The 26,121-nt window shown below is 74.3% G+C and carries 26 protein-coding genes; 13 read left to right on the top strand and 13 right to left on the bottom strand.

Annotated features, from left to right (window positions below; translation table 11 throughout):
- The first annotated feature begins 79 nt into the window (after nucleotides 1-79).
- Complete coding sequence (locus ACF068_RS10155; protein WP_392273719.1) at nucleotides 80-463, top strand: VOC family protein; 384 nt, start codon at nucleotides 80-82, stop codon at nucleotides 461-463.
- A 341-nt stretch (nucleotides 464-804) separates the two neighbouring features.
- Here ACF068_RS10155 and ACF068_RS10150 read toward each other — a convergent pair whose 3' ends face one another.
- Nucleotides 805-1,935, bottom strand: a complete 1,131-nt coding sequence (locus ACF068_RS10150) for a hypothetical protein (protein ID WP_392273718.1) — start codon at nucleotides 1,933-1,935, stop codon at nucleotides 805-807.
- A gap of 192 nt (nucleotides 1,936-2,127) precedes the next feature.
- Between ACF068_RS10150 and ACF068_RS10145 the strand changes: the two genes are divergently transcribed.
- Both ACF068_RS10145 and ACF068_RS10140 read left to right on the top strand, forming a co-directional pair.
- Complete coding sequence (locus tag ACF068_RS10145; RefSeq protein ID WP_392273717.1) at nucleotides 2,128-2,979, top strand: helix-turn-helix domain-containing protein; 852 nt, start codon at nucleotides 2,128-2,130, stop codon at nucleotides 2,977-2,979.
- A gap of 64 nt (nucleotides 2,980-3,043) precedes the next feature.
- Nucleotides 3,044-4,027 carry a glutathione S-transferase family protein gene (locus tag ACF068_RS10140; protein WP_392273716.1) on the top strand — a complete coding sequence of 328 codons (984 nt, stop codon included), beginning with the start codon at nucleotides 3,044-3,046 and terminating at the stop codon, nucleotides 4,025-4,027.
- Between the two features lie 55 nt (nucleotides 4,028-4,082).
- Here the strand turns inward: ACF068_RS10140 and ACF068_RS10135 are convergent, their stop codons facing one another.
- Entirely contained in the window at nucleotides 4,083-5,486 is a 1,404-nt protein-coding gene (locus ACF068_RS10135; RefSeq protein ID WP_392273715.1) for an NADP-dependent succinic semialdehyde dehydrogenase, read from the bottom strand.
- 122 nt (nucleotides 5,487-5,608) lie between these two features.
- Between ACF068_RS10135 and ACF068_RS10130 the strand changes: the two genes are divergently transcribed.
- A complete protein-coding gene (locus ACF068_RS10130) occupies nucleotides 5,609-6,628 on the top strand; it encodes a YihY/virulence factor BrkB family protein (RefSeq protein WP_392273714.1) in 1,020 nt (339 codons plus the stop codon).
- A gap of 82 nt (nucleotides 6,629-6,710) precedes the next feature.
- Here ACF068_RS10130 and ACF068_RS10125 read toward each other — a convergent pair whose 3' ends face one another.
- The 3 genes from ACF068_RS10125 to ACF068_RS10115 all read right to left on the bottom strand — a co-directional run bounded on the left by ACF068_RS10125 (nucleotide 6,711) and on the right by ACF068_RS10115 (nucleotide 9,339).
- Complete coding sequence (locus ACF068_RS10125) at nucleotides 6,711-7,943, bottom strand: aromatic acid exporter family protein (RefSeq protein WP_392273713.1); 1,233 nt, start codon at nucleotides 7,941-7,943, stop codon at nucleotides 6,711-6,713.
- Nucleotides 7,940-8,827: an SDR family oxidoreductase gene (locus tag ACF068_RS10120; protein WP_392273712.1), complete on the bottom strand. Its 888-nt coding sequence runs from the start codon at nucleotides 8,825-8,827 to the stop codon at nucleotides 7,940-7,942. The genes ACF068_RS10125 and ACF068_RS10120 overlap by 4 nt, the downstream gene beginning before the upstream one ends.
- A 98-nt stretch (nucleotides 8,828-8,925) precedes the next feature.
- The gene (locus tag ACF068_RS10115; protein WP_392273711.1) at nucleotides 8,926-9,339 is read right to left on the bottom strand and encodes a DUF1348 family protein; all 414 of its coding nucleotides are present in this window, start codon (nucleotides 9,337-9,339) and stop codon (nucleotides 8,926-8,928) included.
- 101 nt (nucleotides 9,340-9,440) lie between these two features.
- Between ACF068_RS10115 and ACF068_RS10110 the strand changes: the two genes are divergently transcribed.
- The 5 genes from ACF068_RS10110 (at nucleotide 9,441) to ACF068_RS10090 (ending at nucleotide 15,775) form a co-directional block, all read left to right on the top strand.
- Entirely contained in the window at nucleotides 9,441-10,007 is a 567-nt protein-coding gene (locus ACF068_RS10110; protein WP_392273710.1) for a TetR/AcrR family transcriptional regulator, read from the top strand.
- Nucleotides 10,008-10,171: 164 nt separating this feature from the next.
- Nucleotides 10,172-11,104 (top strand): zinc-dependent metalloprotease family protein, encoded by a 933-nt coding sequence (locus ACF068_RS10105; RefSeq protein WP_392273709.1) that lies wholly within the window; start codon nucleotides 10,172-10,174, stop codon nucleotides 11,102-11,104.
- 126 nt (nucleotides 11,105-11,230) lie between these two features.
- Nucleotides 11,231-13,714, top strand: a complete 2,484-nt coding sequence (locus ACF068_RS10100; RefSeq protein ID WP_392273708.1) for an FHA domain-containing protein — start codon at nucleotides 11,231-11,233, stop codon at nucleotides 13,712-13,714.
- Between the two features lie 10 nt (nucleotides 13,715-13,724).
- The gene (locus ACF068_RS10095; RefSeq protein WP_392273707.1) at nucleotides 13,725-14,822 is read left to right on the top strand and encodes a hypothetical protein; all 1,098 of its coding nucleotides are present in this window, start codon (nucleotides 13,725-13,727) and stop codon (nucleotides 14,820-14,822) included.
- Nucleotides 14,822-15,775 carry a serine/threonine-protein kinase gene (locus tag ACF068_RS10090; RefSeq protein ID WP_392273706.1) on the top strand — a complete coding sequence of 318 codons (954 nt, stop codon included), beginning with the start codon at nucleotides 14,822-14,824 and terminating at the stop codon, nucleotides 15,773-15,775. The genes ACF068_RS10095 and ACF068_RS10090 overlap by 1 nt, the downstream gene beginning before the upstream one ends.
- A gap of 9 nt (nucleotides 15,776-15,784) precedes the next feature.
- Here the strand turns inward: ACF068_RS10090 and ACF068_RS10085 are convergent, their stop codons facing one another.
- Nucleotides 15,785-17,020 (bottom strand): streptophobe family protein, encoded by a 1,236-nt coding sequence (locus tag ACF068_RS10085; protein WP_392273705.1) that lies wholly within the window; start codon nucleotides 17,018-17,020, stop codon nucleotides 15,785-15,787.
- Nucleotides 17,021-17,388: 368 nt separating this feature from the next.
- On the opposite strand from ACF068_RS10085, the gene ACF068_RS10080 reads away from it, so the two are divergent.
- Nucleotides 17,389-18,357 (top strand): DUF6777 domain-containing protein, encoded by a 969-nt coding sequence (locus tag ACF068_RS10080; protein ID WP_392273704.1) that lies wholly within the window; start codon nucleotides 17,389-17,391, stop codon nucleotides 18,355-18,357.
- An 18-nt stretch (nucleotides 18,358-18,375) separates the two neighbouring features.
- Here ACF068_RS10080 and ACF068_RS10075 read toward each other — a convergent pair whose 3' ends face one another.
- The 3 genes from ACF068_RS10075 to ACF068_RS10065 all read right to left on the bottom strand — a co-directional run bounded on the left by ACF068_RS10075 (nucleotide 18,376) and on the right by ACF068_RS10065 (nucleotide 21,091).
- The gene (locus ACF068_RS10075) at nucleotides 18,376-19,554 is read right to left on the bottom strand and encodes an alpha/beta hydrolase family protein (RefSeq protein WP_392273703.1); all 1,179 of its coding nucleotides are present in this window, start codon (nucleotides 19,552-19,554) and stop codon (nucleotides 18,376-18,378) included.
- Between the two features lie 251 nt (nucleotides 19,555-19,805).
- Nucleotides 19,806-20,744 (bottom strand): anti-sigma factor RsbA family regulatory protein, encoded by a 939-nt coding sequence (locus tag ACF068_RS10070; RefSeq protein WP_392273702.1) that lies wholly within the window; start codon nucleotides 20,742-20,744, stop codon nucleotides 19,806-19,808.
- The gene (locus tag ACF068_RS10065) at nucleotides 20,741-21,091 is read right to left on the bottom strand and encodes a lipid asymmetry maintenance protein MlaB (RefSeq protein WP_392273701.1); all 351 of its coding nucleotides are present in this window, start codon (nucleotides 21,089-21,091) and stop codon (nucleotides 20,741-20,743) included. Before ACF068_RS10065 ends, ACF068_RS10070 begins: the two co-directional genes overlap by 4 nt.
- 137 nt (nucleotides 21,092-21,228) lie before the next feature.
- Here ACF068_RS10065 and ACF068_RS10060 point away from each other — a divergent pair, with 137 nt between their 5' ends.
- The gene (locus ACF068_RS10060; RefSeq protein ID WP_392273700.1) at nucleotides 21,229-22,317 is read left to right on the top strand and encodes an ABC transporter permease; all 1,089 of its coding nucleotides are present in this window, start codon (nucleotides 21,229-21,231) and stop codon (nucleotides 22,315-22,317) included.
- A gap of 33 nt (nucleotides 22,318-22,350) precedes the next feature.
- On the opposite strand, the gene ACF068_RS10055 is transcribed toward ACF068_RS10060, so the two are convergent.
- The 4 genes from ACF068_RS10055 to ACF068_RS10040 all read right to left on the bottom strand — a co-directional run bounded on the left by ACF068_RS10055 (nucleotide 22,351) and on the right by ACF068_RS10040 (nucleotide 24,780).
- Complete coding sequence (locus tag ACF068_RS10055; RefSeq protein ID WP_392273699.1) at nucleotides 22,351-23,043, bottom strand: DUF305 domain-containing protein; 693 nt, start codon at nucleotides 23,041-23,043, stop codon at nucleotides 22,351-22,353.
- A gap of 106 nt (nucleotides 23,044-23,149) precedes the next feature.
- Entirely contained in the window at nucleotides 23,150-23,557 is a 408-nt protein-coding gene (locus ACF068_RS10050) for a DUF6153 family protein (protein WP_392273698.1), read from the bottom strand.
- 288 nt (nucleotides 23,558-23,845) lie between these two features.
- On the bottom strand, nucleotides 23,846-24,295 hold the full coding sequence (locus ACF068_RS10045; RefSeq protein ID WP_392273697.1) for an SRPBCC family protein: 450 nt from the start codon (nucleotides 24,293-24,295) through the stop codon (nucleotides 23,846-23,848).
- Nucleotides 24,296-24,504: 209 nt separating this feature from the next.
- Complete coding sequence (locus ACF068_RS10040; RefSeq protein WP_392273696.1) at nucleotides 24,505-24,780, bottom strand: DUF1876 domain-containing protein; 276 nt, start codon at nucleotides 24,778-24,780, stop codon at nucleotides 24,505-24,507.
- A gap of 168 nt (nucleotides 24,781-24,948) precedes the next feature.
- On the opposite strand from ACF068_RS10040, the gene ACF068_RS10035 reads away from it, so the two are divergent.
- Entirely contained in the window at nucleotides 24,949-25,308 is a 360-nt protein-coding gene (locus tag ACF068_RS10035; RefSeq protein ID WP_392273695.1) for a hypothetical protein, read from the top strand.
- A gap of 95 nt (nucleotides 25,309-25,403) precedes the next feature.
- Entirely contained in the window at nucleotides 25,404-26,099 is a 696-nt protein-coding gene (locus tag ACF068_RS10030) for a type 1 glutamine amidotransferase domain-containing protein (RefSeq protein ID WP_392273694.1), read from the top strand.
- Nucleotides 26,100-26,121 lie beyond the last annotated feature (22 nt).

Genomic DNA, 26,121 nt, shown 5'->3' with positions numbered 1-26,121 from the left:
GGCGGCCGAGGCGCGGGCCCATGGGGGCTGCGGAAGAATGCCGTCGCCCGGGCCGCGTGCCCTTCGTACACTGGCGCGCATGGCATGCCGTATCAGTGAGCTGGTCGTCGACTGCGCCGATCCCGAGCGGCTCGCCGCGTTCTGGGCCGGGGTCCTCGGGTACGTCGAGCTGGAGCGGGAGGACGACGGGAGCATCGCGATCGGGCCGGCCGGCACCGGCTTCGGCGGGCCGCAGCCCGTCCTCGTGCTCAGCCCCAGCGACGATCCGCGGACCGGGAAGCTCCGGCTGCACATCGACGTCAGCGCCACCGACCGCTACCAGGACGCGGAGTTGGAGCGGCTGCTGGGGCTCGGCGCCCGGCGCGTCGACGTCGGCCAGACCGGCACGGAGGACTGGCACGTGCTGGCCGACCCGGAAGGCAACGAGTTCTGCCTCCTGCGCGGCCGGATCGAGCCCGTCTGACCACGGGCCGGGGTGGACTCGCGCCGCATGCGGGCGGGTCGGGGTCCGCCGCCTATCACGGGGGACGTACCGATGATTCGGTGTGGCGGCCCGTAAGGCCCTGGCTCGACCTTGCGGTATCCACGCGATGCCCGGCAGGGCACGCTGCCCGTGCCCTGCGTTGCCCGTTTCTGGCATGAGGCGCGGACAACGCCCCCCGTAATAGCGGTTTCGCGGACCGGCGGCGCCCGGTGGACGAGCCGATCAACCCGTCCAGGATGCAGCAATCCCCACGGGATTTCTTCTGATGCTTCTTCCGTGAAAAACCTTCGGCCAACGGACGGGCCCCGGAGGCCGGATCGTCACGCTCCGGGCCCCCCACCCCGCTGTTCCTCCGCTCCGGCCACCTCCTCCGCCATCCGCCGGCGCTCGGCGGACAGGGCCCAGCGGTAGGAGAGCGCCGCGAGGGTGGGAGCGCCCCAGCGGGCGCGCAGCACGCCGAGTTCCTTGGTCAGGGTGCGCAGCCCGATGCTCAGCCGCCGGGCGGTGATGCGCTGGTCGACGCCGGCCGCCGTGTCGATGAGGATCTCCCGCTGACGGTGGGTCAGTCCGCCGCCGTCGTCGGGGGCGGCCCGCCGGGGGTCGCCGTGCCAGATGTCGGCGCGCCGCCAGGCGTCCTCGAACCCCTCGGCGATGAACGCGACCAGCGCCCGGTCCATCACGTGCCAGGCGGCGTGCGTGGGCGTGGAGTTGACCACGTGGTCGGGGATGAAGGCCTGGCGCCGGTCGACGACGACACAGCTCTGGTACGGGGCGGCCAGCGTGCGGAACTGGGCGCCCCGCGCGGTGAGCCGGGTCACCCGGTCGCGGGTCGCCGCGTCGTCCCGCTCGCCGTCGCGGTACAGGGTGCGCACCCGCACCCCGCGGGCCAGGGCGCGGACGTCCCGGGCGAACGCGGCCTCCAGGGCGTCGGCGCCGGCGGGGCCGAGCGGCTGGGCGGTCAGCAGCTCGGTCTCGGCCTGGCCCACGGCCTCGCCGATCCGGGCGCCGACCTGCTCGGGCTCGGCGAGGAACTCGCTGCCCGCCCCGGAACGCCACTTGGCGCGCTCGAAGTGCAGGGCCAGTTCGTCGGCGACGGCGGGGACGGCCGCCATGCCGGCGGCCCGGGCGGCCAGCTCCCGCAGCCCCTCGTCGAGCCGCCGCCGGCCCGCCTCCTGGGGGTCCAGCGCGATCGGCGCCCCGGGCCGGTCGGGGTCGACGGTGACCAGGTGCCAGGCCAGCAGCTCCCGGAGCGCCGCGCCGTCCGCCGGGCCGGCGGGCTCGCCCCGGGTGATCGACGCGTACAGGGCCCTGGCGGCCGGGGACAGGGCGTCGGGGCCGCCGGCCGGCGCACCGGCCCGCTCCTCGGCCCACCCGGGCGCGGGCGCCCGTCCCCGGTCCCCTTCCCGGGCGTGGGCGGCGGAACCGCCGCGCACGGAACTGTCCTCTTCCATCGCTCTTGCCCCCGTTTACGCCTGCGTGTGTGCGCCGTGCGCATGTACGCACCACGCGAACGCTTGATCGCTGACGTGCGACGGGCCAGCGTACCCGTGTGGCCCTTCCGCGCTCTGTTCCCGCGAGGGGCCGCGGCACACCACGGCGGCCACGGCACCACCGGCGGCCGCCCCCTTGGGGAAGAAAGCGTCATGGACAAGCTTGCACTGCGTCTCCTGCTCAGCGAGCGCCGGGCGTCGATCACGCCGGAGAGCCAGGGACTGACACGCCCCACACGGCAGGGCAGGCGTGCGCGCGGGCTGTCCCAGGCGCAGATCGACCAGATCCTGCACCGCGCCCCGGACACCTACGGCCGTCTGGAGTCGGGCCGTTACCCCAATCCGCCGGTGGACCTCCTCCAGGACGTGGCGCGGCTGTTCCGCATGAACGAGCAGGAGTGGATCGCGCTGTGGCGGTACGCGCTGGGCCAGGACCCGCCCCGCCCGCTCGACTTCCGCTCCGGGGAGGAGCTCCCCGGCGTCTGGCAGGAGATCCTCCGCGGCGTCTCCCACCCCGCGTACATCAACGACCGCTCATGGAACGTCCTGGCGCACAACGCCCCCTTCGCGGCGCTGTTCCCGCACCGCCGGGTGCCCGCCAACGCCATGCGGTGGATGACCGTCGAACCGGGAGCCCGGGACGTCCTCGCGGACTGGGAGACCGCCTGGGCCCCGCTGGTCCTCCCCCAGCTTCGGGTGGCGCTGGCCGCCGACCCGTCCGACAAGACGCTGTGCGCGATCGAGCAGGACGTCCTGGCCGACCCGGTGGCGGCCCCGCTCTACGAGGAGGCGAGCTCCTACAGCCACCTCGACGGCGACCAGCGGCCGCTGTGCCACCCGGTCCTGGGGCGCGGCTGGGTGACCATGTGCGCGGCCCAGCCCATGGCGGCCCCGGGGTCACGGCTGATCGTCCTGGTCTTCCACCCCGGCCCGCGCCGCCTCCGCACCCCGTCGCTGCGCGCCCGGCCGGACGACCCGGTGGACCGGGCCGGGACGGGCGGGTGAGGCACCGCCCGGAAGGGGTACCCGGGGCGGACGTCCGTCACCGTCCACCGGGAAGGGCAGCATCGTGCGCGATTCCGCCGAGTTCACGCGGTCCGCGAGCCGTTTCACGGACCGGATCACCGCCGACGGCCGTGACGGCCGGCCGGTGGAGGCCGGGCGGTACCGGCTGGTCGTCAGCCGGGCCTGCCCCTGGGCGAGCCGCTCCCTGGTGGTGCGGCGGCTGCTGGGACTGGAGGAGGCCCTGTCCCTCGCCGTCGCCGACCCGGTGCAGGACGAGCGGAGCTGGCGCTTCACCCTCGACCCCGACGAACGGGACCCGGTCCTGGGCATCCGCTTCCTCGGCGAGGCGTACGAGGCCAGGGAGAAGGGGTACGACGGCCCGGTGAGCGTGCCGGCGCTCGTCGACGTGCCGAGCGGGCGACTGGTGTCCAACGACTACCAGCGGATCACCCTGGACCTGTCCACCGAGTGGCGGGCCCTGCACCGCGAGGGCGCGCCCGACCTCTACCCGGAGGCACTGCGCGACGAGATCGACGAGCGGATGGAAGGCATCTACCAGGACGTGAACAACGGCGTGTACCGCGCCGGGTTCGCCAAGGGCCAGGAGGCGTACGACGCGGCCTACGCGCGGCTGTTCGCCCGGCTGGACCAGTTGTCGGAGCACCTGGCCGGGCAGCGCTACCTGGTCGGGGACACGATCACCGAGGCGGATGTACGGCTGTTCACCACGCTGGTGCGGTTCGACGCCGTCTACCACGGCCACTTCAAGTGCAACCGCAACAAGCTCACCGAGGACCGGGTCCTGTGGGCGTACGCGCGGGACCTGTTCCAGACGCCCGGCTTCGGTGACACGGTGGACTTCGACCACATCAAGCGGCACTACTACGTGGTCCACGAGGACATCAACCCGACGCGGATCGTGCCGCGCGGCCCGGACCTGCGGGGCTGGCGGGCGCCGCACCACCGGGAGGAGCTGGGCGGGCGCCCGTTCGGCGACGGCACGCCGCCGCCCCCTCCCCCGCCCGGCGAGGTCGTCCCTCCGCTGTGACCCCTCCCCGTACTGCCCGGGCGCCCGGGAGCCCGGGGCAGTACGGGGAGTGCGGCTAGGACGCCTGCCAGACGGTGGTGGCGTTGCAGAACTCCTTGATGCCGTGCCCGGACAGTTCCCGCCCGTACCCCGACCGCTTGACGCCGCCGAACGGCAGCGCGGGGTGGGAGGCCGTCATGCCGTTGACGAACACTCCGCCCGCCTCCAGGTCCCGGACGAACCTCCGGACGTCCTCCTCGTCCCGCGTCCAGACGTTGGAGCTGAGGCCGAAGTACGTGTCGTTGGCGACCGCCACCGCCTCCTCGGCGTCCGCGACCCGGTAGAGCGTGGCGACCGGGCCGAAGGTCTCCTCCTGGTGGATCCGCATGGCGGGCGTGATGCCGGTCAGCACGGTCGGCTCGTAGAACCAGCCGCGCTCCAGGCCCTCCGGCAGGTGGCGCGGCCGGCCGCCGCCGCACAGGACCGTCGCACCCCGGCGGACCGCGTCCTCGACGAGCTCCTGGAGCCCGTCCCGGCCGGACTCGCTGGCCAGCGGCCCCACGTCGGTGGACTCGTCCATCGGGTCGCCGACGGTCAGCGCGGCCATGCCCGCCGTAAAGCGCTCGCGGAACGCGTCGAAGACGTCCGTGTGGACGATGAAGCGCTTGGCGGCGATGCAGGACTGGCCGTTGTTCTGGGCGCGGGCGGTGACGGCGACCCGGGCGGCCTCCTCGATGTCCGCCGAGGGCATCACCACGTACGGGTCGCTGCCGCCGAGTTCCAGGACGGTCTTCTTGATCTCGTCACCGGCGACGGCGGCCACGGAGCGGCCGGCGGGTTCGCTGCCGGTGAGGGTGGCGGCGGCCACCCGGTCGTCGCGCAGGATGCCCTCGACGGCACGTGAGCCGACCAGCAGCGTGCGGAAGCAGCCGTCGGGGTAGCCCGCCCGGCGGAAGAGGTCCTCCAGGTAGAGCGCGGTCTGCGGGACGTTGGAGGCGTGCTTGAGCAGCCCCACGTTGCCCGCCATGAGAGCGGGGGCGGCGAACCGCACCACCTGCCAGAGCGGGAAGTTCCACGGCATGACGGCCAGGACGGGGCCGAGCGGGCGGTAGTGCACGCGCGCGTGGACCGCGCCGGAGTCCCGGATGTCGGCCTCGGGCGGGTGCTCGTCGGCGAGGAGCCGCTCGGCGTTGGCCGCGTACCAGCGCATCGCCTTCACGCATTTGGCCGCCTCCGCCCGGGCGGCGCCGAGGGGCTTGCCCATCTCGGTGGTCATCGTGCGGGCGATGTCGTCCCGGTCGGCCTCCAGCAGGTCGGCGGCGCGTTCCAGCAGGCGGGCCCGCTCGGCGAACGTGGTCGTGCGGTAGCCGCGGAAGGCCGCGTCGGCGGCGGCCAGGCACCGTTCGATCCCGTCGGGCGTGAGCTCGTCGAAGGTCTTGAGCGTCTCGCCGGTGGCGGGGTTCACGGTCGCGATGGGCATGGGCGGGTCCTCCTCGCAGTGGCTGCCTCGACCCTGCCGCCCAGGTCGCGGCGCCGCAACGCGAACGTCCGCGGCGCCCGGGCGGCGGGTTATGACGGGTCTCTCGGGTAACCCGTGGCGGTATGGCACACACAGGTGATGACAAGGAAAGAGGCGCCGGGGCGCCGGAGGAACCCACCGACCTGTCGGCCGGCTCCTGGCGGGCGGTCCTCAAGCGCACCGGCAAGGAGTTCATGGACGACGAGCTCCCCGACCGGGCCGCGGCCCTGACGTACTACAGCGTCCTGTCGATCTTCCCCGCCCTGCTGGTCCTGGTGTCGGTCCTGGGTGTGATCGGCGAATCGGCGACCCGCGCGGTGCTGGACAACCTCCAGAAGCTGGCGCCGGGGCCGGTGCGGGACATCCTCGGCGACGCCGTCAAACAGCTTCAGGACAGCCCGGGGGCCAGCGGCGTGGTGGCGGTCATCAGCCTGCTCGGTGCGATCTGGTCGGCCTCGGGGTACGTGGGCGGCTTCATCCGCACCGCCAACGCCGTGTACGACCTCCCGGAGGGCCGCCCGGTGTGGAAGCTGACCCCGCTGCGGGTCGGGCTGACGCTGGTGCTGATGGTGCTGCTCGCGGTGAGCGCGATGATCGTGGTGTTCACCGGCCCGCTGGCGGCCCGCGCGGGAGAGGCGATCGGGCTGGGCGACGAGGCGGTCACCGTGTGGAACATCGCCAAGTGGCCGGTGCTGATCGTCCTGGTGATCGTGATGATCGCGCTGCTGTTCTGGCGGGCGCCGAACGTGCACGGGCAGGGCTTCCGCTGGCTGAGCCCGGGCAGCGTCCTGGCGGTGCTGCTGTGGCTGATCGCCTCGGGCGGTTTCGCGCTGTACGTGGCGAACTTCGGCTCGTACAACAAGACCTACGGGACCCTGGCCGGTGTCATCACCTTCCTGATCTGGCTGTGGCTGTCGAACCTGTCCATCCTGCTGGGGCTGGAGCTGGACGCGGAGCTGGCCCGGCAGCGGGCGATCAGCAGCGGGATGCCGGAGTCGGAGGAGCCGTACGTGGAGCCGCGTGACACCCGCAAGTGGCCGGCGGAGCTCCGCGAGGAGACCGAGGGGACCGAGGGGACCGGCGGCGACTCCCGTCCCCACTGAGGGCGCCGGCCCGCTCCCACGGGGGCGGGCGGGGGCGGTCCGGGGGGCGCGCGGAGCGTGCCCCCCGGACCGCCCCGGGTGTTCAGCGGGTGTTTCCGGCCGGGGCCATGGTGGCCCCGGCGTCGTCCAGGTCGTGCAGGAGCTGCTGGAGCTCCGCCACCAGACCGCCCACCGAGGTGGCGGTCTCGCCGTCCTGGTCGACCAGCCGCGCCTTCAGGCGCCGGTGGGCCTCCCAGGCCCGCCCCAGGGCCTCCTCGCGGCCGTCGCCGACGTCTCCGGCGTCACCGGCGTCTCCGTCTCCGCACCGGCCGGGGGCGCCGTCCGGGCCGCGGACGCCTCCCGGTGCGCGGAGGGCGGCGCTGTCGGCCTCGCACACGTCCGCGAGGGCGTACAGCAGCGGCGGGACCTCCGCCAGGACCGTGTCCGGCGGGGGCCGCAGCCGGGGGCTCTCGCCCGCCGCCTCCACGAGGGTCCGGGTGAGCGCGGTGAGATGGTCGGCGATCCGCTCCCAGGCGGCGTCCCACTGCGTGGACGGCAGTGCGGGTCCCGGACGGCGGATGCGCCCCGCCGGGTTGAGCCGGAGGCTCTCCCGGGTCCACATCCGCGCGTTGCGGAGGTCCGCGAGCCGCTGCGGCAGCGTCCGCGCCCGGTTGTGCCACTCCTGCGCCTGGTGGCGGGCGTGACCACGCTCCATCTCACCGGCCATCGTCCGCAGCAGTTCCGCGCCGTCGCGCGGCACCCGGCACAGGGACTCGTGGGCGTGCCGCAGGTGGACGGGTGGCAGGACGAGCGCGTTGACGGCGATGCCGATGACCGCGCCGAGGAGCGTCTCCAGCAGCCGGTGCAGGATGTCGAACCCGCTGTACGAGCCGTAGACCAGGACGAACAGCGCCGTGGTGGAGGCGTACACGCCCTGGTCCTCGAAGCGGGAGTAGTTGCCGAGCAGCGCGGTGACGGGCAGTACGAGGGCCATCGCCGCCATGGTGTCGCCGGTCAGTCCTGCGGCGGCCGCGGCGAGGACGGTGCCGGCGGCGATGAGCACGACCTGCTGGACGCCCGTCCGTACGGAGCGGTAGACGGTGCTCTGGACGAGGGCGACCGCCGTCCAGGGGGCCATCAGCGCCAGCGGGGCCTGCCACCACCAGCCGGCGACCGCCCAGGCGAGGATGGCGGCCCCGGCGGCCTTGACGGCCTGCACGGCCAGGTCCCGCTCCGGACCGGGGCCGGTGAGGGCCCGGCGGACGGACCGGCCGACCGCCGCGGCCTCCCAGCCGGCCCGGTACCACAGGTCACGCGCGCGTGCGGCCGGGCTCACGGGAGCGGGGTGCCGCCGGTGGCGTTGACGATCTCCCCGGTGATGTAACTCGCGCCGGACGAGGCGAGGAAGACGTACGCGGGTGCCATCTCGGCGGGCTGTGCGGGGCGCCCCAGCGGCGACTGCTTGCCGAACTCGGACGTGTCGGGCATGGTGGCCGGGATGAGCGGCGTCCACACCGGCCCGGGGGCGACCGCGTTCACCCGGATGCCGCGCGGGGCGAGCATCTGCGCCAGCCCCTGGGTGAAGGTGACGATGGCGCCCTTGGTCATGGCGTAGTCGAGCAGCGGCGGGCTGGGTTTGTACGCCTGCACGGAGGTCGTGTTGATGACCGAGCCGCCCTTGGGGATGTGCGGGAGCGCCGCCCGGGTGAGCCAGAACATGCCGTACAGGTTGGTCTTCATCACCCGGTCGAACTGCTCGGTCGTGATCGCCTCGATGCCGTCCGGCTGTGCCATCTGGTAAGCGGCGTTGTTCACCAGGACGTCGATCCGGCCGAACTCGTCGGCGACGCGCCGGACCAGGGCACCGCACTGTTCCTCGTCCCGGTTGTCGGCGGCCAGCGCGATGGCCTTGCGGCCGGCCTCCTCGACGAGCCGGGCCGTCTCCCGCGCCTCGTCCTCCTCCTCCGGGAGGTGGGTGAGGACGACGTCGGCGCCTTCGCGCGCGTACGCCAGGCTCACCGCGCGCCCGATGCCGGAGTCGCCGCCGGTGACGATCGCGACGCGGTCCCGCAGCAGGCCGGTGCCCCGGTAGGACTCCTCGCCGTGGTCCGGCGGCGGGTCCATCGGGGCGGTCAGTCCCGGGTGGGGCTGGTCCTGGTCCGGGAAGTCCGGCCGCGGGTGGCGCGTGACCGGGTCCTGGGGTTCGCGGGGGTCTGTCATGGTCCGCCTTTCTGGTCCTCTGTCAGGGGGGATGGACTACTCGCGTTCCCCAGACTCATGGACCGAACCATTCGCCGCGAATCAGGCGGCACCGGGCGTCAGGGTACGGCGATGCGCCGTTCGGCGGCGGTGATGGGCACGTCGTTGATGCTCGCCCAGCGCTCGCGCATCAGCCCGTGCTCGTCGAACTCCCAGTTCTCGTTGCCGTACGCGCGGAACCACTGCCCGGCGTCGTCGTGGTACTCGTACGCGAACCGCACGGCGATGCGATGGCCGGTGAAGGCCCACAGGTCCTTGCGGAGCCGGTAGCCGTGCTCGCGCCGCCACTTGGCGGTGAGGAAGGCGACGATCTCGTCCCGGCCGCGGAGGAACACGTCGCGATTGCGCCACTCGGAGTCCTCGGTGTAGGCGAGGGCGACCTTCTCCGGATCGCGGGTGTTCCACGCCTCCTCGGCCAGACGCACCTTCAGTCGGGCCGTCTCCTCGGTGAACGGGGGCAGGGGTGGACGCATGGCGCTCTCCTCTCGGACCGGGCGAGAACGATCGTTCTCACCCGGTCGTGTACGGTACGAGAACGACGGTTCTCACGCAAGGGGCGCAAGGGAGTGGCGACATGGGCACCGAGGAGGCCAGGGCCCGGGTCCTCGACGCGGCCGAGGAGCTGTTCTACGGGCGGGGCGTGCAGGCCGTCGGCATGGACGCCGTGCGCGCCGCATCCGGGGTCACTCTGCGGCGCCTGTACCAGCTCTACCCCTCCAAGGGCGCGCTGGTCGAGGCCTACCTGCTGCGGCGCGACGCCCGCTGGCGCGCCCGGCTGGCCGCCCACGTGGACGCCGTGGACGGCCCGCCGCGCGAACGGGTGCTGGCGGTCTTCGACTGGTTGCGCGACTGGTTCACCGAACCCGGCTTCCGCGGCTGCGCGTTCGTCAACTCCTTCGGGGAGCTGGGCGCCACGTCGCCGGAGGTGGCCGGGGCGGCGCGCCGGCACAAGGAGGAGTTCCGGCGGTACGTCACCGGCCTGGTGACCCGGGCGGGCTCCCCGGCCGCGACCGGCGCCCAGGTGACGCTGCTGGCGGAGGGCGCCATGACCGCCGCCGCCCTCGGCGGCACGTCCGCCCCCGCGGCCGAGGCCCGCGATGCGGCGGCCCTGCTGCTGGACGCGACGGCGGCCCGCGCCTGACGGGCCCCGACCGCCGGGCGGGCCCGCACCCGCCCGACCCGCCCGACCCGCCCGACCCGCCCGACCCGCACCGCCGAACCGGTGAATCGGCGTCACCCCACGCATGGGGCGCCGGCCTTCTCGCAAGGAACCCCCTGGGGAATCCGATCTGCGAAAGGATGGAGATGCGCCTTGCCCCTTCCTCACTGGGTGCCGCCGCACTGGCCCTCGTGCTGAGCACGACCGGCTGCGCACCCGCGCCGGAACGGTCGTCCGCGCTCTCCCTCCTGGCCGCCGCCGCCCCGGCGCACCCGCGCACAGAGGCGGGCGGCTGCCGTCCGGCCACGGAGAAGAAACGTCACTGCACACGAGTGCCCCGCCCCCATCTCGGCCGGCGGGTCGTCACCATCGACATCCTGGCCGGGTTCACTCCCCGCGCGGCCGGCGAGGCGGGCGGGGAGCGCACCCTCCGGGCGAGGATCCGGCAGGCGGTCACCTCCACCTCCCAGGCGTTCGCCGCGAGCGCCGTCCACGCCCGCCTCCGGCTCACCGGCATCGTCCGCGCCCGGGTACCCGGCCGGCTGGACCGCTCCGGTGACGCCCTGTTGAAGGCCGTCGCCCGGCGTGGTGACGGGGTCGCCGACGACCTGCCCCGCCTCCGCGACCGGGTGGGGGCCGATCTGGTCACGGTGGTGACGGGCAGCGAGGGCGCCGCCGGGCTCGCCAACCGGCCGCGCCGGGTGACGTCCCGGACCAGCGCCCACGGGTACAGCCTCGTCGCCCAGCGGGCCCTCGCCCACCACTCGCTCGCCCACGAGATCGCCCACAACCTGGGCGCCATGCACGATTACGTGACCGCGCCCCGCGGGGCGAACAGCGCCCGCGGCTACTTCCCGCCCTCGGGCAGATGGTCGACGCTGGAGGCGTACGAGTCGAGTTGCCGCCGGGCGACGGGCGGCCCCTGCCGGCGCATCAACCGCTTCTCCAACCCCCGCCAGACCCACCGCGGCGAAGCGCTGGGCAGTCCGCTGGGCCGGCCACGGCCCGCCGACAGCGTCCGCGCCTTCAACGCTGTCGTCCGCATCGTGGCCGACTACCGCCGCCGCCCCGGCCGGTGACCGGGGCCCGCCCGTCACCACCGATGACGCGCCGGAGAGGGCTCCCCCGGGGCGTCCGGGGGCCCTGGAAGTCCGTAATTCCGGACTCCCCAGGCACATATCGGCCCGGAAAGATAAAATTGCCCTATGGGAGAGCGGCCATATGTGCCCACAGCGCCCGAGCTGGTCCTCGACATCGACGGGGACTCCACCGTGATGAGTCCGAGCCGGGAGTACCGCATCGGGCGTGATCCGGCGAGCGACATCGTGCTCGCCGACGCCCGGATCTCCTGGCACCACGCGGTGTTGCGTCCCGAGGGGGGACGGTGGACCGTTCAGGACGAGGGCAGTACGAACGGAACCTTCGCCGAAGGCACGCGCGTCCAGGCCTGGACCATCGGGCCGGGGAGCGTCCTGCACTTCGGGCATCCGGCCGACGGGCCGTGCGCCCTGCTGTCGGCGCCCGAACCACCGGGGCCGCCCGAGCGGCCCGCCCCGGCACCGTCCTGGTCGCACGCACCGCCGGCGTCGCACGCCCCACCCGGGTCCCACGCACCGCCGGCGTCGCACGCACCGTCCGGGTCGCACGTGCCACCCGCGGCCCACCCGCCGCACGTGCCCCGGCCGTCCTCGGTGTCGCTGCCCGGTGCCACCGGGACGTTCCGGCAGCCGACCTCCGTACGGCCGCTGCCCACCCGGACCGTGCGCATCGGACGTGCCCCCGACAACGACCTGGTCGTCGACGACCTGACCGTCTCCCGGCGGCACGCCGAGCTGCTGGCCCAGCCGGACGGCACGTACTGGATCCAGGACCTGGACAGTCACAACGGCACGTTCCTCAACGGCCAGCCGGTCGGACGCGCCCGGGTGACGCCCGACGACATCGTGGGCATCGGACACTCGGCGTTCTGCCTCGTCGGCACCCAACTGGTGGAGTTCACCGACACCGGTGAGGTGTCGCTGGACGTCCAGGACCTGGCGGTCATGGTGGACAAGGGCCGCAAGACCCTCATCGACGACGTGTCCTTCCCGGTGGGCGAGAAGTGCCTGCTCGGCGTCGTCGGCCCCAGTGGTTCCGGCAAGTCGACCCTGCTCAACGCGCTGACCGGGCTGCGCCCCGCCGACCGGGGCACGGTGCTCTACGACGGCCGTGACCTCTACCGGGACTACGCGGAGCTGCGCCGCCGCATCGGCCTCGTACCGCAGGACGACATCCTGCACCTCCAGCTCACCGTGCGCCGCGCCCTGTCGTACGCGGCGGAGCTGCGCTTCCCCGAGGACACCGCCCGCTCCGAGCGGCAGGCCCGGGTGGACGAGGTGATCGAGGAGCTGGGCCTCCAGCAGCGCGTCGACCAGCCGATCCACAGTCTGTCCGGCGGGCAGCGCAAGCGGGTCAGCGTGGCCCTGGAGCTGCTCACGAAGCCGTCCCTGCTGTTCCTGGACGAGCCGACCTCCGGTCTCGACCCGGGCATGGACCGGTCGGTGATGAACATGCTGCGCGGGCTCGCCGACGACGGCCGTACGGTCATCGTGGTCACCCACAGCGTGCTCAGCCTGGAGGTCTGCGACCGGCTGCTGGTCCTCGCACCGGGCGGACGGATCGCCTACTACGGGCCGCCCGAGGAGTCGCTGGGCTTCTTCGGCTTCACCGAGTGGCCCGAGGCGTTCGAGGCCTTCGAGAACGACCGGAGCCGTGACTGGGCGGGGGACTACCGCGCGTCCCGGCTGCACCACCAGTACATCGCGGGCGTCATGGAGCGGCCCGCGCCGCCCGACGGCGAGGTGGCCGCCCTGCCGCCCGTGCCACCGCCGAAGGCACAGAGCTGGGGCGCCCAGCTCCGGACGCTCGTGCGGCGGTACACGGCCGCGCTCAGCGCCGACCGCACCTTCATCGCCATCATGATCGCGCTGCCGTTCGTGATGGGCGCGATGGCCCGGGCCCTCTCGGAGGGCAAGTTCGGCCGTGAGTCGACGATGAACGTGCTGCTCATCCTGTGCGTCGGCGGAGTGCTGACCGGCGCCGCCAACGCGGTGCGGGAGCTGGTGAAGGAGCGGACCATCTACCGCCGGGAGAGAGCCGTCGGCCTGTCCAGATCGGCGTACCTGATGTCCAAGGTCGTGGTGCTCGGTGTGATCACGGTCGTGCAGGCCGTCGTCCTCACGCTGGTCGCGCTGGTCGGCGTCCCACTGAACGCGCCGGGTGGCAAGGGCGTGCTGATGCCGCCGCTGGTGGAGATCACCCTGGCCGTGGCGCTGCTGTCGTTCACGGCGATGATGCTCGGCCTGTTCGTGTCCGCCGTGGTGCGCAAGGAGGAGGTCACCATGCCGCTCCTGGTGCTCCTCGCGATCGTCCAGGTGGTGTTCTGCGGCGGCCTGCTGAAGATCCACGGGGCTCTGGTCCTGGAGCAGCTCGCGTGGCTCATCCCGTCCCGCTGGGCCTTCGGGGCCATGGGCGCCACGGTCGACATCCAGAGGCTGTCACCGACCGACAAGACCGCGGACCCGCTGTTCGACCACACGGCGGCGACATGGCTGCTCGACATGGGGATGCTGGTGGTGCTGTCCCTGCTGCTGGGGTTCCTGGTGGCGAGAATGCTGCGCCGGCACGAACCGGTGATCATGCGAAAGTAGGCAGCGGCTGATGGTCTTCCCCGGCTCCCCGGGAGCCTCCCGTTCCCCGGACGACGATTTCCGGCCGAGCCATGTCGTGCCCGCCGAGGGGCTGCCCGCCTGGGACGCGCCGGACCCGGGCCGCCCCACGGTACCGCTGGACCCGTTCCTGCCCGTGCAACTGCTGGAGCGGATCGGCGACTGGGGACGGGTGCTGTGTTCCAACGGGTGGTCGGCGTGGGTCGACGGACGGCTGCTCGTGTCCGTACCGCCGGAGCCCCCGGCCGCGGGGCAGCCGATGGGCCGGGCCGCCGATCCGCGGCCGCTGCTCGCCCGCGCCGAGGAGGCGGTGAGCCGCTACCGGCTGGCCGCCGAGGACCTGGCGGCGGGGCGCGTGGACGGCGAGGTGTTCCGGCGCAGGACCCAGGGGCTGCGGATCGGCCTGGTCGTGGACGGCGAGGCGCTGTGGATGTACGACGCGCGGCGGGAGCGGTGGCTGTACTGCGACGGGGCGCGGCTCGTCACGTACGCCGCCTCGTCGGGCCCGTCGACCGCGGGCACCGGTGCGGACGCCGGTGCGGAGCCGCCACCCCCGGCCGGCGCGGGGCCACCGCCCCCCGCCGGCGCGGGGCCCGCCGCCCCATCCGCCCCGCCGGCCGCCGAGACGGCCGTCCTGCCCGCCGCGGAGACGGCCGTCGTCCCGACCCCGCAACCGGCCCCCGCGACGGCCGGGGAGCCCCCCGGACCGCCGGGGTACGAGCCGACCCGGGTCGTCGAGCACCCGCCGCCGCCCGACACGGGCCCCGAACCCACCCGGGTGGCCGAGCACCCGCCGCCGCCCGACACGGGCCCCGAACCCACCCGGGTGGTCGAGCACCCGCCGCCGCCCGACACGGGCCACGAGCCGACCCGGATGGTGGAGCACCCGCCGCCCGACACGGGCCACGAGCCGACCCGGATGGTCGAGCACCCGCCGCCGCCCGACACGGGCGCCGAGCCGACCCGGGTGGTGGAGCACGCGCCGGTGCCCGACGCGGGTCACGAGCCGACCCGGCTGGTGGATCTCGGGGACGCGGGGGGCGAGGACGAGGACCCGGACGGTCCGCCGGACCGGACGGGTGACGGCTGATGGCGGACCGCGTCACCCGCGAGGACCTGCCCGGCGGCCGGCCGTCGGGGCTGGTCGGCAAGCAGATCGCGGACTACCGGGTGGAGGACGAGATCGGGCGCGGCGGGATGGCCGTGGTGTACCGGGCCCGGGACCTGCGGCTGGACCGCTCGGTGGCGCTGAAGCTCCTCGCCCCGGAGCTGGCCCGCAACGACACGTTCCGCAAGCGGTTCGCGCACGAGTCCCGGGTGGCCGCCGCAATCGACCACCCGCACATCGTGCCGGTGTTCGAGGCCGGGGAGGCCGAGGGCGTGCTCTACATCGCCATGCGGTACGTGGCGGGGCAGGACCTCCGGGCGCTGCTGGACCGGGAGGGACCGCTGCCGCCCGACAAGGCGGGCCGGATCGCCGCGCAGGTGGCGTCGGCGCTGGACGCGGCGCACGCGCACGACCTGGTGCACCGGGACGTCAAGCCCGGCAACATCCTGGTGGCGCCGGGCACCGACAGCGAGCACCCCGAGCACGCGTACCTCACGGACTTCGGTCTGACGAAGAAGTCCCTGTCCCTGACCGGGTTCACCAGCGTGGGTCAGTTCGTCGGCACCCTCGACTACGTGGCGCCCGAGCAGATCTCGGGGCGTCCGGTGGACGGCCGGTGCGATGTGTACAGCCTGGGCTGCGTGGTGTTCGAGACGCTGGCGGGAGTGCCGCCGTTCCGGCGCGACGACGACATGGCACTGCTCTGGGCCCACCAGTACGATCCCGCGCCGCCCCTGACCGGTGAGCGGCGGGGGCTGCCGGCCGCGGTGGACGCCGTGCTGGGGAAGGCGCTGGCCAAGACGCCGGACGAGCGGTACGAGACCTGTCTCCAGTTCGTGGCCGAGCTGCGGGCGGCGCTGGCGGGCGACGACGGCACCGTGCGGCCGCCGCCCGCCCTGCCCGCCTGGGCCCTGCCGGTGTTCCGCGAGCTGTGAGCGTGCGGGTCAGGCCGTCTCGCCCCGGCGGCGTACACGCGAGGCCAGCAGACCGCCGAGCAGTCCGGCGACCAGGCCCCACAGAAGGGCGAGACCGGCGGCCAGCCACACGTGCGGGTGCAGCGCCACCCGGCCGCCCAGGTCGTCGACCTCCACGATGCCCAGCACCGACAGGCCCAGCCGGGCGACCACCCGGGTGAGCGGAGTGATCACGAGCATGGTCAACGCGAAGGCGATGCCCAGGTGGAGGGCGTGCTGCCACAGCCTGGTGCCGGCCGGTGAGCGCACCGCCGCCACGAAGGCGGCGGCCAGCAGCAGCACGGCGGCGAGGGGGATGAGCAGCCAGGCCCGTCCGTCGTGCTGGGCGAGGGCGGCGACGTTCAGGGTGGTGTCCTCGGAGCCGCGCAGCGCCTGGTCCAGGACGTGGGGCATGGGCAGCCCGAAGGGTCCCTCCACCCGGCCTTCCCAGGAGGCTCCGATGCCCAGCCCCAGGGCGAGCCAGACCACGTTGGGCAGGCCCAGCAGGATCACGGCGAACGTCTGGGCGGCGTGCCCCCGCGTGGCCGCCACGATCAGGCCGGTGACCAGGCCGATGACGACGTAGGCCAGCAGCAGGAGCAGCATGGCGGAGGCGGCCGGCCGTACTGGTGCCTGGTACCGCAGCAGCCGGGCGGGGAGCGGGGCCCGGCGGGAGACGAGCAGGGCGATCAGGAGGACGCCGAGCAGCCAGACCAGGCCGAACAGGAGCGTCAGCCCCACATCGGCGCTGAAGCCGACGGTGGGCGTCGCGTCCAGCAGCCCGCCGATGACGTCGACGGGCGAGCCGGGCTGCGCGAGGGTGAAGGTGTGCCGGGCCAGTGCGGTCAGCGCGGCGAGTGCGGCCAGCCACAGGACGGCCGTCCGGGCGACCCGGGCGAGGAGCTCGCCGGTGCCGGTGACGGCGCGGTGCCGCAGCGGCCGCAGGAAGCAGTAGCCGGCCACCAGTGCTCCGGTGAGGGCGACGGACAGCGGCATGAGGGTGAGTTCGGCCTGGGTTCCGGCGAGCTCACCCGCCTGGCCGGAGACGCCCACGTCGCCGCCGGCGGCGATGAGGACGACGGCAGCGACGACGTGCGGGAAGGCGCCGCCCGGCAGGTCGGTGGCGCCCGCCGCCCACAGGCCCAGGGCGGCCACCACGGCCATGGCGACCAGCGCGGCGAGGACGGTGACCAGGGCGTCGCCCCAGGGACGCAAGGTGGGGTTCACGCTGCCACGGTAGGCGGGCAAGGGCGGGCGCGCCTGCGGACGGCGACCGTGTGCCACCGGGCGGACGCGGTCCGCTTGCGGTCGGCACCCCTGTCGGACTCACAATGGGCGCGGAACGGAAGAAAGGGAAAAACGTGACTTCCCAACCGCCCTCCGAGCGTCCGACCGGCCCTCCCCGGGGACCCGTCTCGGGACCCTCCTCGCATCCCCAGGGCCCGCCGCCCCCCTCCTCCCCCGGGGGCGGTGGCGGTGGTACCGGCGGCCCCGGGGGCAGCAGCTCCGCGGGCGCCCCGGGGGGCGGCGGTGACCGGCCGTGGTGGCGGTCGGCCCCCCGGATCGCGATCGCCACGGCCGCGATCGTCGCGGCCGTGGTGGTGGCCGTCGTCCTGACCCGCCCCGACGGCGGCGGTGACAAGAAGAAGGAGGGCGGGACGACCGCCGGCGGGGGCGGCACGATCTCCCTCCAGAACGCCGCGGCCAGCGGCCCGGACCCGTTCACCGACTCCACGGCCCGCGAGCCGGCCGATGCGGCCTCCCCCAGCGTCCAGGTGCCCACCACCGCGCCGCCGGCCGGCGACAACGCCGTCCGGCAGTACCAGGGTTCGCAGCGCGGCCTGTACGGCGGCACCAAGAACGTCGCGAGCTGCGACGTCGAGCGCCAGATCGAGTACCTGTCGAAGGAGCCGGCCAAGAACCGGGCCTTCGCCTCGGCGCTGCGCATCCAGCCCTCCACCGTGCCCGACTACCTGCGGTCGCTGACCCCGCTGCGGCTGCGCGCGGACACCTGGGTCACCAACCACGGCTACCGGGACGGGGCCGCGAGGGCGTACCAGGCCGTCCTCCAGGCGGGAACGGCCGTGATGGTGGACGACCACGGGGCGCCGCGCGTGCGGTGCGCGTGCGGCAACCCGCTCGGCGACCCGGTCGTCCCCCGGCAGGCCCCGCGCCCCGTCGGCACCCCCTGGCCGGGCTACAGCCTGTCGAACACGGTGGTCGTCAAGCCGGCCCCGCAGGTGATCAAGGTCTTCGTGATCGTCGACATCGACACCGGCGAGTACATCGCCCGGCGCGGGGGCGACTCCAACGCCGACCGCGACAAGGAGACCAAGGCGCCGACGGCCAGCCCCACCAGGACGGCGACCTCCCCGCCCCCGTCCTCGCCCAAGCCCGAGCCGCCCTCCTCCCCCGCGCCGCAGAGCCCCGAGTCGCCGGTGAGCCCCGTGACTCCGCCGCCGCCGCCGGACACCGGAACGACGACGGAGCCGCCCTCGGGCGAGACGACCGCCGAGCAGCAGTCGCCCGACTCCGGCTCGCCCCCGGTCTCCCCGGCGGGCTGACCCACCGCGCGCCCGGGCTCACTGCCCGGGCGCGTGGAAGCGCACCTCCGGGAAGCGCGCTGTCGGCCCGTCCAGGAGCGGCTGGTGCCGGTGACCGAGGTGGAGGTCGAAGAAGGCCGCCGTGTAGGCGCGCGTGATGTCGACGGCCCGTCCGGCGGGGATCGTCGGCCGCGTCCCCGGGTACGGCAGGTCGAGCTGGTCGAACACCACGGGCATGTCCGAGAAGGTGAAGTGGTGGGTGCCCGCCACCGCCAGCCAGCGCTTCCAGCCGTCCAGGTTGCGCCACGCGTCCCCCCAGGTGGCGTCCTCGCCGCCCGGCCGGTGCACCGCGTCGTCGGTGCCGAGCATCAGGAACGGCCGCTTCCCGAGTCCGGACGCGGGGACGGGGTCGCCGAACGCCCCGTCCATGTTGACGCCGGCGATCACGCGGTCGTCCCGCGCCATCACCGAGGCCGCCGCGGCACCGCCCAGCGAATGGCCGGCGGCACCGATCCGGTGCCGGTCGATCAGCGACGCGTGCCGCCAGGCCGGGCGCGGCCCGGTCAGCCGGTCGAGAAGGAACGACAGGTCCTGGGCGCGGTTGACGGTGGCCTTCCGCATGTCCTCCGCCGTCTGCGCCTTCTCGCAGGCCACACACGTGAGGACCCGCCCGCCCGGGAACACCGTCCCCGACGACTCGTAGGCGTGGTCCACCAGGGCGACGACGTACCCCTTGCCGGCGAGGTCCTCGGCGAGGGTGGTCAGGGTGAAGCGCGGGGCGCCGAACCCGGGCGACAGCAGCACCAGCGGATGGCGGCCACGCCCGGGCCGGGCGCCCGCGACGGCATGGGTGCGGGTGGCGCCCAGCCGCGCCGCGGCGGTGCCGTCCTTCCCTCCCGCCGCCTCGACCAGCAGCCGGGCCTCACGCGGGTCGGCGTACGGGGCCGGGGCGCCGGCGCCGGTCCGCGCCGGGTAGAACAGGTCGGCCATGAGCTCGCGCGGCCGCTCGGGCATCCACAGGTCCTGCCGGGACGGGTCGACCAGGTGAAGCGCGGACCGGCCCACCGGCGCCGGTCCGCCCGGCGCCGGCAGCACGATGCCCGGCACCTCCTCCTGCACGGCGGCCGCGGTCCCGGTCCGTGCGTGTGCGGCGGGGGCGAGGAGAGCGACGGCGAGGGCGGCGAGTGCCGCGAGGCGCGGTATGCGTAACGTCTTCATGGACGGAACGCTATGGGGGCGGTGGTGCGGCCTACGTCCGCCCGGGGTCGCGACCGGGTACGACCTGAGAGGTACGGTCCCGCGCCCCACGATCCGCTCGGCGTACGACCTGGGCCGCCCCGGGCGCACCGCCCGGGGGGCACGGGAGAGGGCGCCGCCCCGGTTCCGTTGTGCCCACCCGTTCCGCCCCGGCGGAACGCATGCCCACAACGGGCGCACCGGGGCGACAAGGCGACGCCCGCCGGGGGGCGTCAGGCGTGGAGGCGGAAGTAGCAGCGGATGGTGGTCCCGCCGTCCGTCGTGTGGACGCGCACCAGGTCCGCGAGGTAGTTGACCAACAGCAGCCCCCGGCCGCCGATCTGACCCGGCGCGGCCGGGCGGCGGCCGGCGAGGGGGTCGGCGAGCGTGCCCCGGTCCTGGACCTCGAACACCACGTGGCCGCCCTCGGCCCACACCCGCAGCGTTCCGGTGCCGCCGCCGTGGATGACGCTGTTGGTGGTCAGCTCGGACACGGCCAGGGCCACGTCGTCGTGCCGGTCGCCGGGCAGGCCGAGCCGGTCCGCGCGGTCCAGGGCGAAGCCCCGCGCGTCGGGCAGCAGATCGGCGTCGTAGACCAGGTCGTCGACGCCGGCCGGCCGGGCCAGGGGCAGGTTGTAGCCGGCCACGACGCGGTCGGGCGCGTACGCGTCGCTGGCCCGCTCGATGCCGTCCTCGACCAGCACCGGGTGGGTGGCCCGGGCGTCGGCGAGGACCACCGGGTCGAGCGCGGAGGTGTCGTACGGGCACAGGATGGTGACCTCGCGCCCGGTGAAGGCGTGGTTGATCAGCGCCTCGTGCTGGGCGCAGGCCGGGTACTCGTCGGCGCTGCGGCCCTGCCAGATCGGTTCTCCGATGATGCGGGCGCGACGGCCGGGGTGGGCGTCGGCGAATCCGCGCAGCACGCGCGGGATGATCCGCCCGGGGTTGCGTCCCGCCTGCTCCATGTCGAGCATGCGCACGCGGTCGGCGTCGCCGCCGAGCACCTTGCGCAGCAGGGCGAGGTTCTCACCGGGTACGGCCACCGCGACCGGGTCCCCGGCGGCGAGTCCCGCCAGGACGAACGGCACGGTGCCCGCCAGGTAGCCGGCCTCGTCCGCGTAGAACAGGGCGGGATGGGTGAACGGCTCGGCCGTCAGCGCCACGTCGTTCATTCCACCACCTCGATCGCCGGGTGTTCCGGCCAGAAAAGGTCCAGCACACGCCGTAGCGAGGCCGGCGGCTTGCGGACCACGATCCGCCGTCCCACGGGCAGGCCCTGCGCGGCGCGTGCGAGCGATGTCGCACCCGCTACGTCGACGAACGTGAGACCCGACAGGTCCATGCGGATGTCGCCCTCGCGCTGGAGCAGGCCGCCGAGGATCCGCTCCCAGTCCGTGAGCGTGTCGAGGAAGACCTGTCCGGACACGTGGACGCAGCCTCCCTGTCCGCACTCGTCCCACACCAGGGGGCGCCATGGGCGACCGGACGCGGAACCGTCCTCGGTGTGCAGCACCGCCATGGTCCCTCCGTGATCTCCGTCCGGCCCCCCGACCGTACCTCTGCCGCGGCCGTACGCGAAGCCGGTTCCGGGTGGAGCCCCTTGGACCCGAGCGCGTTCCCACGTTTCGTCCGTTATGTTCGCTCTAGCCTGACGCCATGTCCGATTCACATGATGCCAAGACGGCCGGGGGCCCTTCGCACGGGGTCCACGGCCGTCCCCCGACCCGGGCCGACACCTGGGCGGCGTTCAAGAGGTCGCCCTTCCTGCCGGCCTCCGTGCTGGTGCTGATCCTGGCCGCGGCGGCGGCGCTGTTCGCCGGCTCGTACACGTACACCATGGCGAACCCGACACCGCGTCACATCCCGACGGCGGTCGTCGGGGCCATGGGCACGGCGCAGGGGCAGCGCTTCGTCGACGGCATGGAGCGGGCGCTCGACGCGTCGCTGGAGCTGCGCCGGTACGCGGGCGAGGCGGAGGCGCGGCGCGCGGTCGACGAGCAGGAGGTCTTCGCCGTCCTCACCGTCCTCCCCGGCCGCTCCGGCGTCCGGCTGGACGTGGTGGGGGCATCGGGGGCGTCGGTGGCGCAGCTACTGGCGGAGGCGGGCGTGGCGGTGGGCAGGGCGACGGGCGTGCCGGTGGCCGTGCGGGACGTCAAGCCGCTCCAGAAGGGCGACCCGCGCGGGCTGGCGCTGTTCTACATCTCGCTCGCCGCGGTGATCATCGGCTTCGTGGGGGCGATCCAGCTCAGCGTGCACGCCCGGGCGCTCGACCCGGCCGAGCGGATCGCCTTCACGGTGGTGTACGCGCTGCTCGGCGGTTTCGCCATCGCCGCGACGGTCGACTGGCTGCTGGGCGCCCTCGACCTGCCGTTCGGGGAGTCGTGGCTGATCCTCGCTTTGACCATGTTCGCGTCCGGAATGGTGTTCACCATGTTCAACACCCTGATCGGGCGGTGGGCGATGCTGCCGACCTGGGGGCTCATGGTGCTGCTGGGCAACCCGTCGTCGGGCGGCGCCGTGTCGTGGCCGCTGCTGCCGTCCGTCCTCGGTCACATCGGGCGGTGGCTGCCGCCCGGGGCGTCCGTGAACGCCCAGCACACGGCCGTGTACTTCAGCGGCCACCAGCACCTGTTCCCGTTCGCGGTACTGGGTGCGTGGGCGCTGGTGTCCAGTGGCGTCTTCTGGTTCTGGCGGCACCGCCATCCGGGCGGCCGCGACCGGACCCCGGCGCACGCGGCCGCCTGAGCGGCGGCGCGGGCGCCGGGGCCGGTGCGCCGATCAGCCCCGGCCGCGCAGCCGGTTCATCTCGGTGATCTCGGCGGACTGCGAGGCGATGATCTCGCCGGCCAGGGCCTTGGCGGGCGGGTGGGAGCCCTGGGCCCGCTCGGTCCGCGCCATCGCCACCGCGCCCCGGTGGTGCTCGACCATCAGTTCCAGGAAGGCGGTGTCGAAGGCCTTGCCGGAGGACCTGGCCAGCCGGTCCATCTGCTGCGGGGTCATCATCCCGGCCGCTCCGTCACCGTGACCGGAGTGGCCCGCGTGGCCGGAGGCGTCGGCGGCGGGCACCGGCTCGCCCCAGGAGGCGAGCCACCCGGACAGCGTCCGGATCTCGGGGTCCTGGGCCTTCCTGATCGCCGCCGCGAGGTCCCGTACCTCCTGGGCGGAGGCCCGGCTCGCGGCCATGCCGGCCATGTCGACGGCCTGCCGGTGGTGCGGGACCATGCCCCGCGCGAAGGCGACGTCCGCCGCGTTGTGACCGCCCCGCTCGGCGGAGGCGGAGGCCGAGGCCGAGGCGGCGGCGGGCCCGTCGCCGTGCCCGGTGTGGCCCGGGGAGGTTCCGGCGCCGGTGCCGCCGCAGCCGGCCAGCAGCAGGGCGCAGGCCGCGACGGCGGTGGTGGTGACGGCGGCGCCGCGCGCGCGCCGGGGGAAAGGGCCGGGGAAGAGACGTCGTGCGGTCTTTCGTGCGGTCATGGGTGGTGCCACTCCTCGTGTGCACAGGCATGCGCTCTGGTGGGACGTGTGCGCGGCACGGCGCCGACGCCCTCGGTGGGCGGGCGGTGCGCCGCGCGGGGCGTCCCTATATGCGGAGGAGTTGCAGCCGGGCCAGGTCCGGCGGAGCGCGGTCGGTCGCCGTCGCGGCACCGGGCCGGGCGCGGAGGCGGTCGTCGGCGTCCCGCTCGGCGCCGCCCGTGAGCAGGGGCGCCTGGCCGGGCGCGGTGGGGACACCACCGGCCGCGCACGTGGAGTCCGCGTGCGCGGCGTGTCCGGAGCCGCCGCCGCCCTCGTCCAGGTGCGCGCAGGCGTCGCCCCTCACATGGGCGGCGCCGTGGGCATGGGCCTGGCCATGGGCATGGGCCCGGGCATGGGCTGCGGTGCCGGGGGCCAGTCCGTGCATGGCGAGCACCCCGGCGAGCACCGCCAGGACCAGCAGCGCCGTGCGGTACGCCCGGGGGCGGGCCGGGACGCGCGGCTGACGGGAGCTCATGAGCCCCATCGTAGGGGGCGGACCGGATCCCGCCGTGACGGAGGAGCCACCGGTGGACGAGCCGCGAAGGCAAGCAGCGGGAAGACTCGACGGCGGAAAGGCGCCGGTGGACAAGCCGAGGCCCCCGGACGGTCACCCGTCCGGGGGCCTGGCCCAGCAACCCCTGTGGCGGAGCGCTTGGAGTTAACGGTGCCCACCCTGCCAGCGCGGTCCGGTCCGCCCGGGCGGACACGACCGGGACACGGTGCCGTGTCACCCGTCCGGCCCGGCGCCACGGGCGCGGGGGCGTCAGACCTGGCCCCGCCACCCACCGGTCTCCGCGCCGCGCGACTCGATGAAGGACTTGAACCGCTTGAGGTCTCCGGTGACCTGCCGCTTGACGAAGCCCAGCTTGTCGCCGACGGTCTCGGTGAAGCCGTCGGGCTCGAAGTCCATCTGGAGCATGACCTTCGTGGTGGTCTCGTCGATGCGGTGGAACGTCACCACACCAGCCTGCCGCGCCTCGCCGCCGACGGTGGTCCAGGCGACCCGCTCGTCCGGGATCTGCTCGGTGATGGTGGCGTCGAACTCGCGCGCGGCGCCGTTCACCTGGGTCACCCAGTGGGTGAGGGTGTCGGTGCGCTGCTCGATCCGCTCCACGCCCTCCATGAACTCCGGGAAGCTCTCGAACTGGGTCCACTGGTTGTAGGCGGTGCGCACCGGCACGCGGACCTCGATGGATTCCTCGACCTGCGACATGTGCTGTTGCGTCCTTCCCGGGACCCGACAGCCCCGGCCGTACGCCGGGTGTCGACCGCATCGGTTCCCTCGGGCCCTCGTGTGCCCCCTCCCTCCGCGATCATGACCCCGTTTTCGGCACAGGCGTGTCCGGGACCGGGCGGGGGCGCCACGGCGGGACCCGGCGGGCGGGGCCGGGCGGAGGCTCGGCGGGCGGTGCGGCGGGCGCGTCACATGGCCAGGTGGGCCGGTATGTGCGTCACCTCCTCGATCTCGCCCCCGGCCTTCTTCATCAGGTTCCGGGAGAGCTCGTTGAGGCAGCGGGCCGCGGCGATCTCCTCGCCGACGCGCTGCTGCTCGCTGTCGTCCGGGTGCCGCTTGGCATGGCCGTGAGCGCGCAGTTCGGTGCCGTCCGGGAGCCTGACCATGCAGGCCGCGCGGGTCCTGCCGGTGTCCTCGTCCTCGGTGAACTCGAGTTCCACATGCCATCCGACGATCGTCTTCATCACTCACACCTCCAGGTCACTCCGTCACCCCTCCAGCGTGCACCCGTGGATGCCCGCTCGCCCGTTCGGCCCATGGCGCGGGGACCGGTCGGCGGCGGGTGCTGAACGGAACGCGGGGGTGGTCCGTACTGGTGCGGTGAAACGTCTCTGCGACAGACAGGAGCGGCGATGAGCGAGCGTGACGAGGCGACGATGCGAGGGCTTCCGGACGGCAGCGCGGAGGTGTCGGTGGTCCTGCGACTGCGGTGGGACGACATCGCGGCGCTCGGCCGGGAGGCCGGCCGGCTGGCCGAGCAGCGGGGCGCGCCGGTGAGCCTGGACGACGCGGTCAGCCACCGGCTGCGTACCTGGTCCTCGGTGGCACACGCGCCCGAGGAGCGCAGCAAGGCGGCCCCGGCCGCCGCTCCGGCCACGGCGGCGATATCCGGCACGCCGGCCGGCGGTGACCGGGGCCGGCACCAGGTGGGACACCTGAGCGAGACGGCCCCGGTGGCCTCCATCACGGCGCACCCGGCCCGCCCGGCATAGGAAAACCGATACCGCCGATAGGCTCACCCATTGGTTCGCTCCAGGTGCCCGGCCGTACGGTCGAGGACATCGACCGCACACCTGGGAGACACACCATGTCGAAGATCCTTTTCGTGATGACCGGCGCCGACCACTGGACGCTGGCGGACGGCACCAAGCACCCCAGCGGCTTCTGGGCCGAGGAGGTCGTGGCCCCGTACGAGGCGTTCACGGCGGCCGGCCACGAGGTCGTGGTCGCGACCCCGGGCGGCGTCGTGCCCACCGTCGACCGGGCGAGCCTGGCCGCCGAGGTCAACGGCGGCCAGGACGGCGCCGACCGGGTCGAGCGCACCCTCGCGTCCCTCACCGAACTGCACCGTCCGGTGGCCCTCGCGGACGTGGACCCCGCCGAGTACGCCGCGGTGTTCGTCCCGGGCGGGCACGGCCCCATGGAGGACCTGGCGGTGGACGCGGAGTCGGGCCGCCTGCTGACCGGCGTGCTGGAGTCGGGGACGCCGCTCGGCGTGGTCTGCCACGGCCCGGCCGCGCTGCTCGCCGCCCGCCGGGAGGACGGCTCCAACGCCTTCGCGGGCTACCGGCTGACCGGGTTCACCAACGCCGAGGAGACCCAGGCCGGTCTCGCGGCGAAGGCGCCGTGGCTGCTCCAGGACCGGCTGGAGGGCATCGGCGCCGACTTCCGGGAGGGTGAGCCGTGGGCGCCGCACGTGGTCGTCGACCGCGATCTGGTGACCGGCCAGAACCCGGCCTCCTCGGCCCCGCTCGCCGCCGAACTGCTCAAGAAGCTGGGCTGACCCGGCCCGATGGGCCCGCCCG

The sequence above is a fragment of the Streptomyces sp. NPDC016309 genome (assembly GCF_043077235.1).
Lineage (GTDB): Bacteria > Actinomycetota > Actinomycetes > Streptomycetales > Streptomycetaceae > Streptomyces.
The sequence above is the reverse complement of the archived record's forward strand: the minus strand, read 5'-3'. Positions and strand labels throughout refer to the sequence as shown.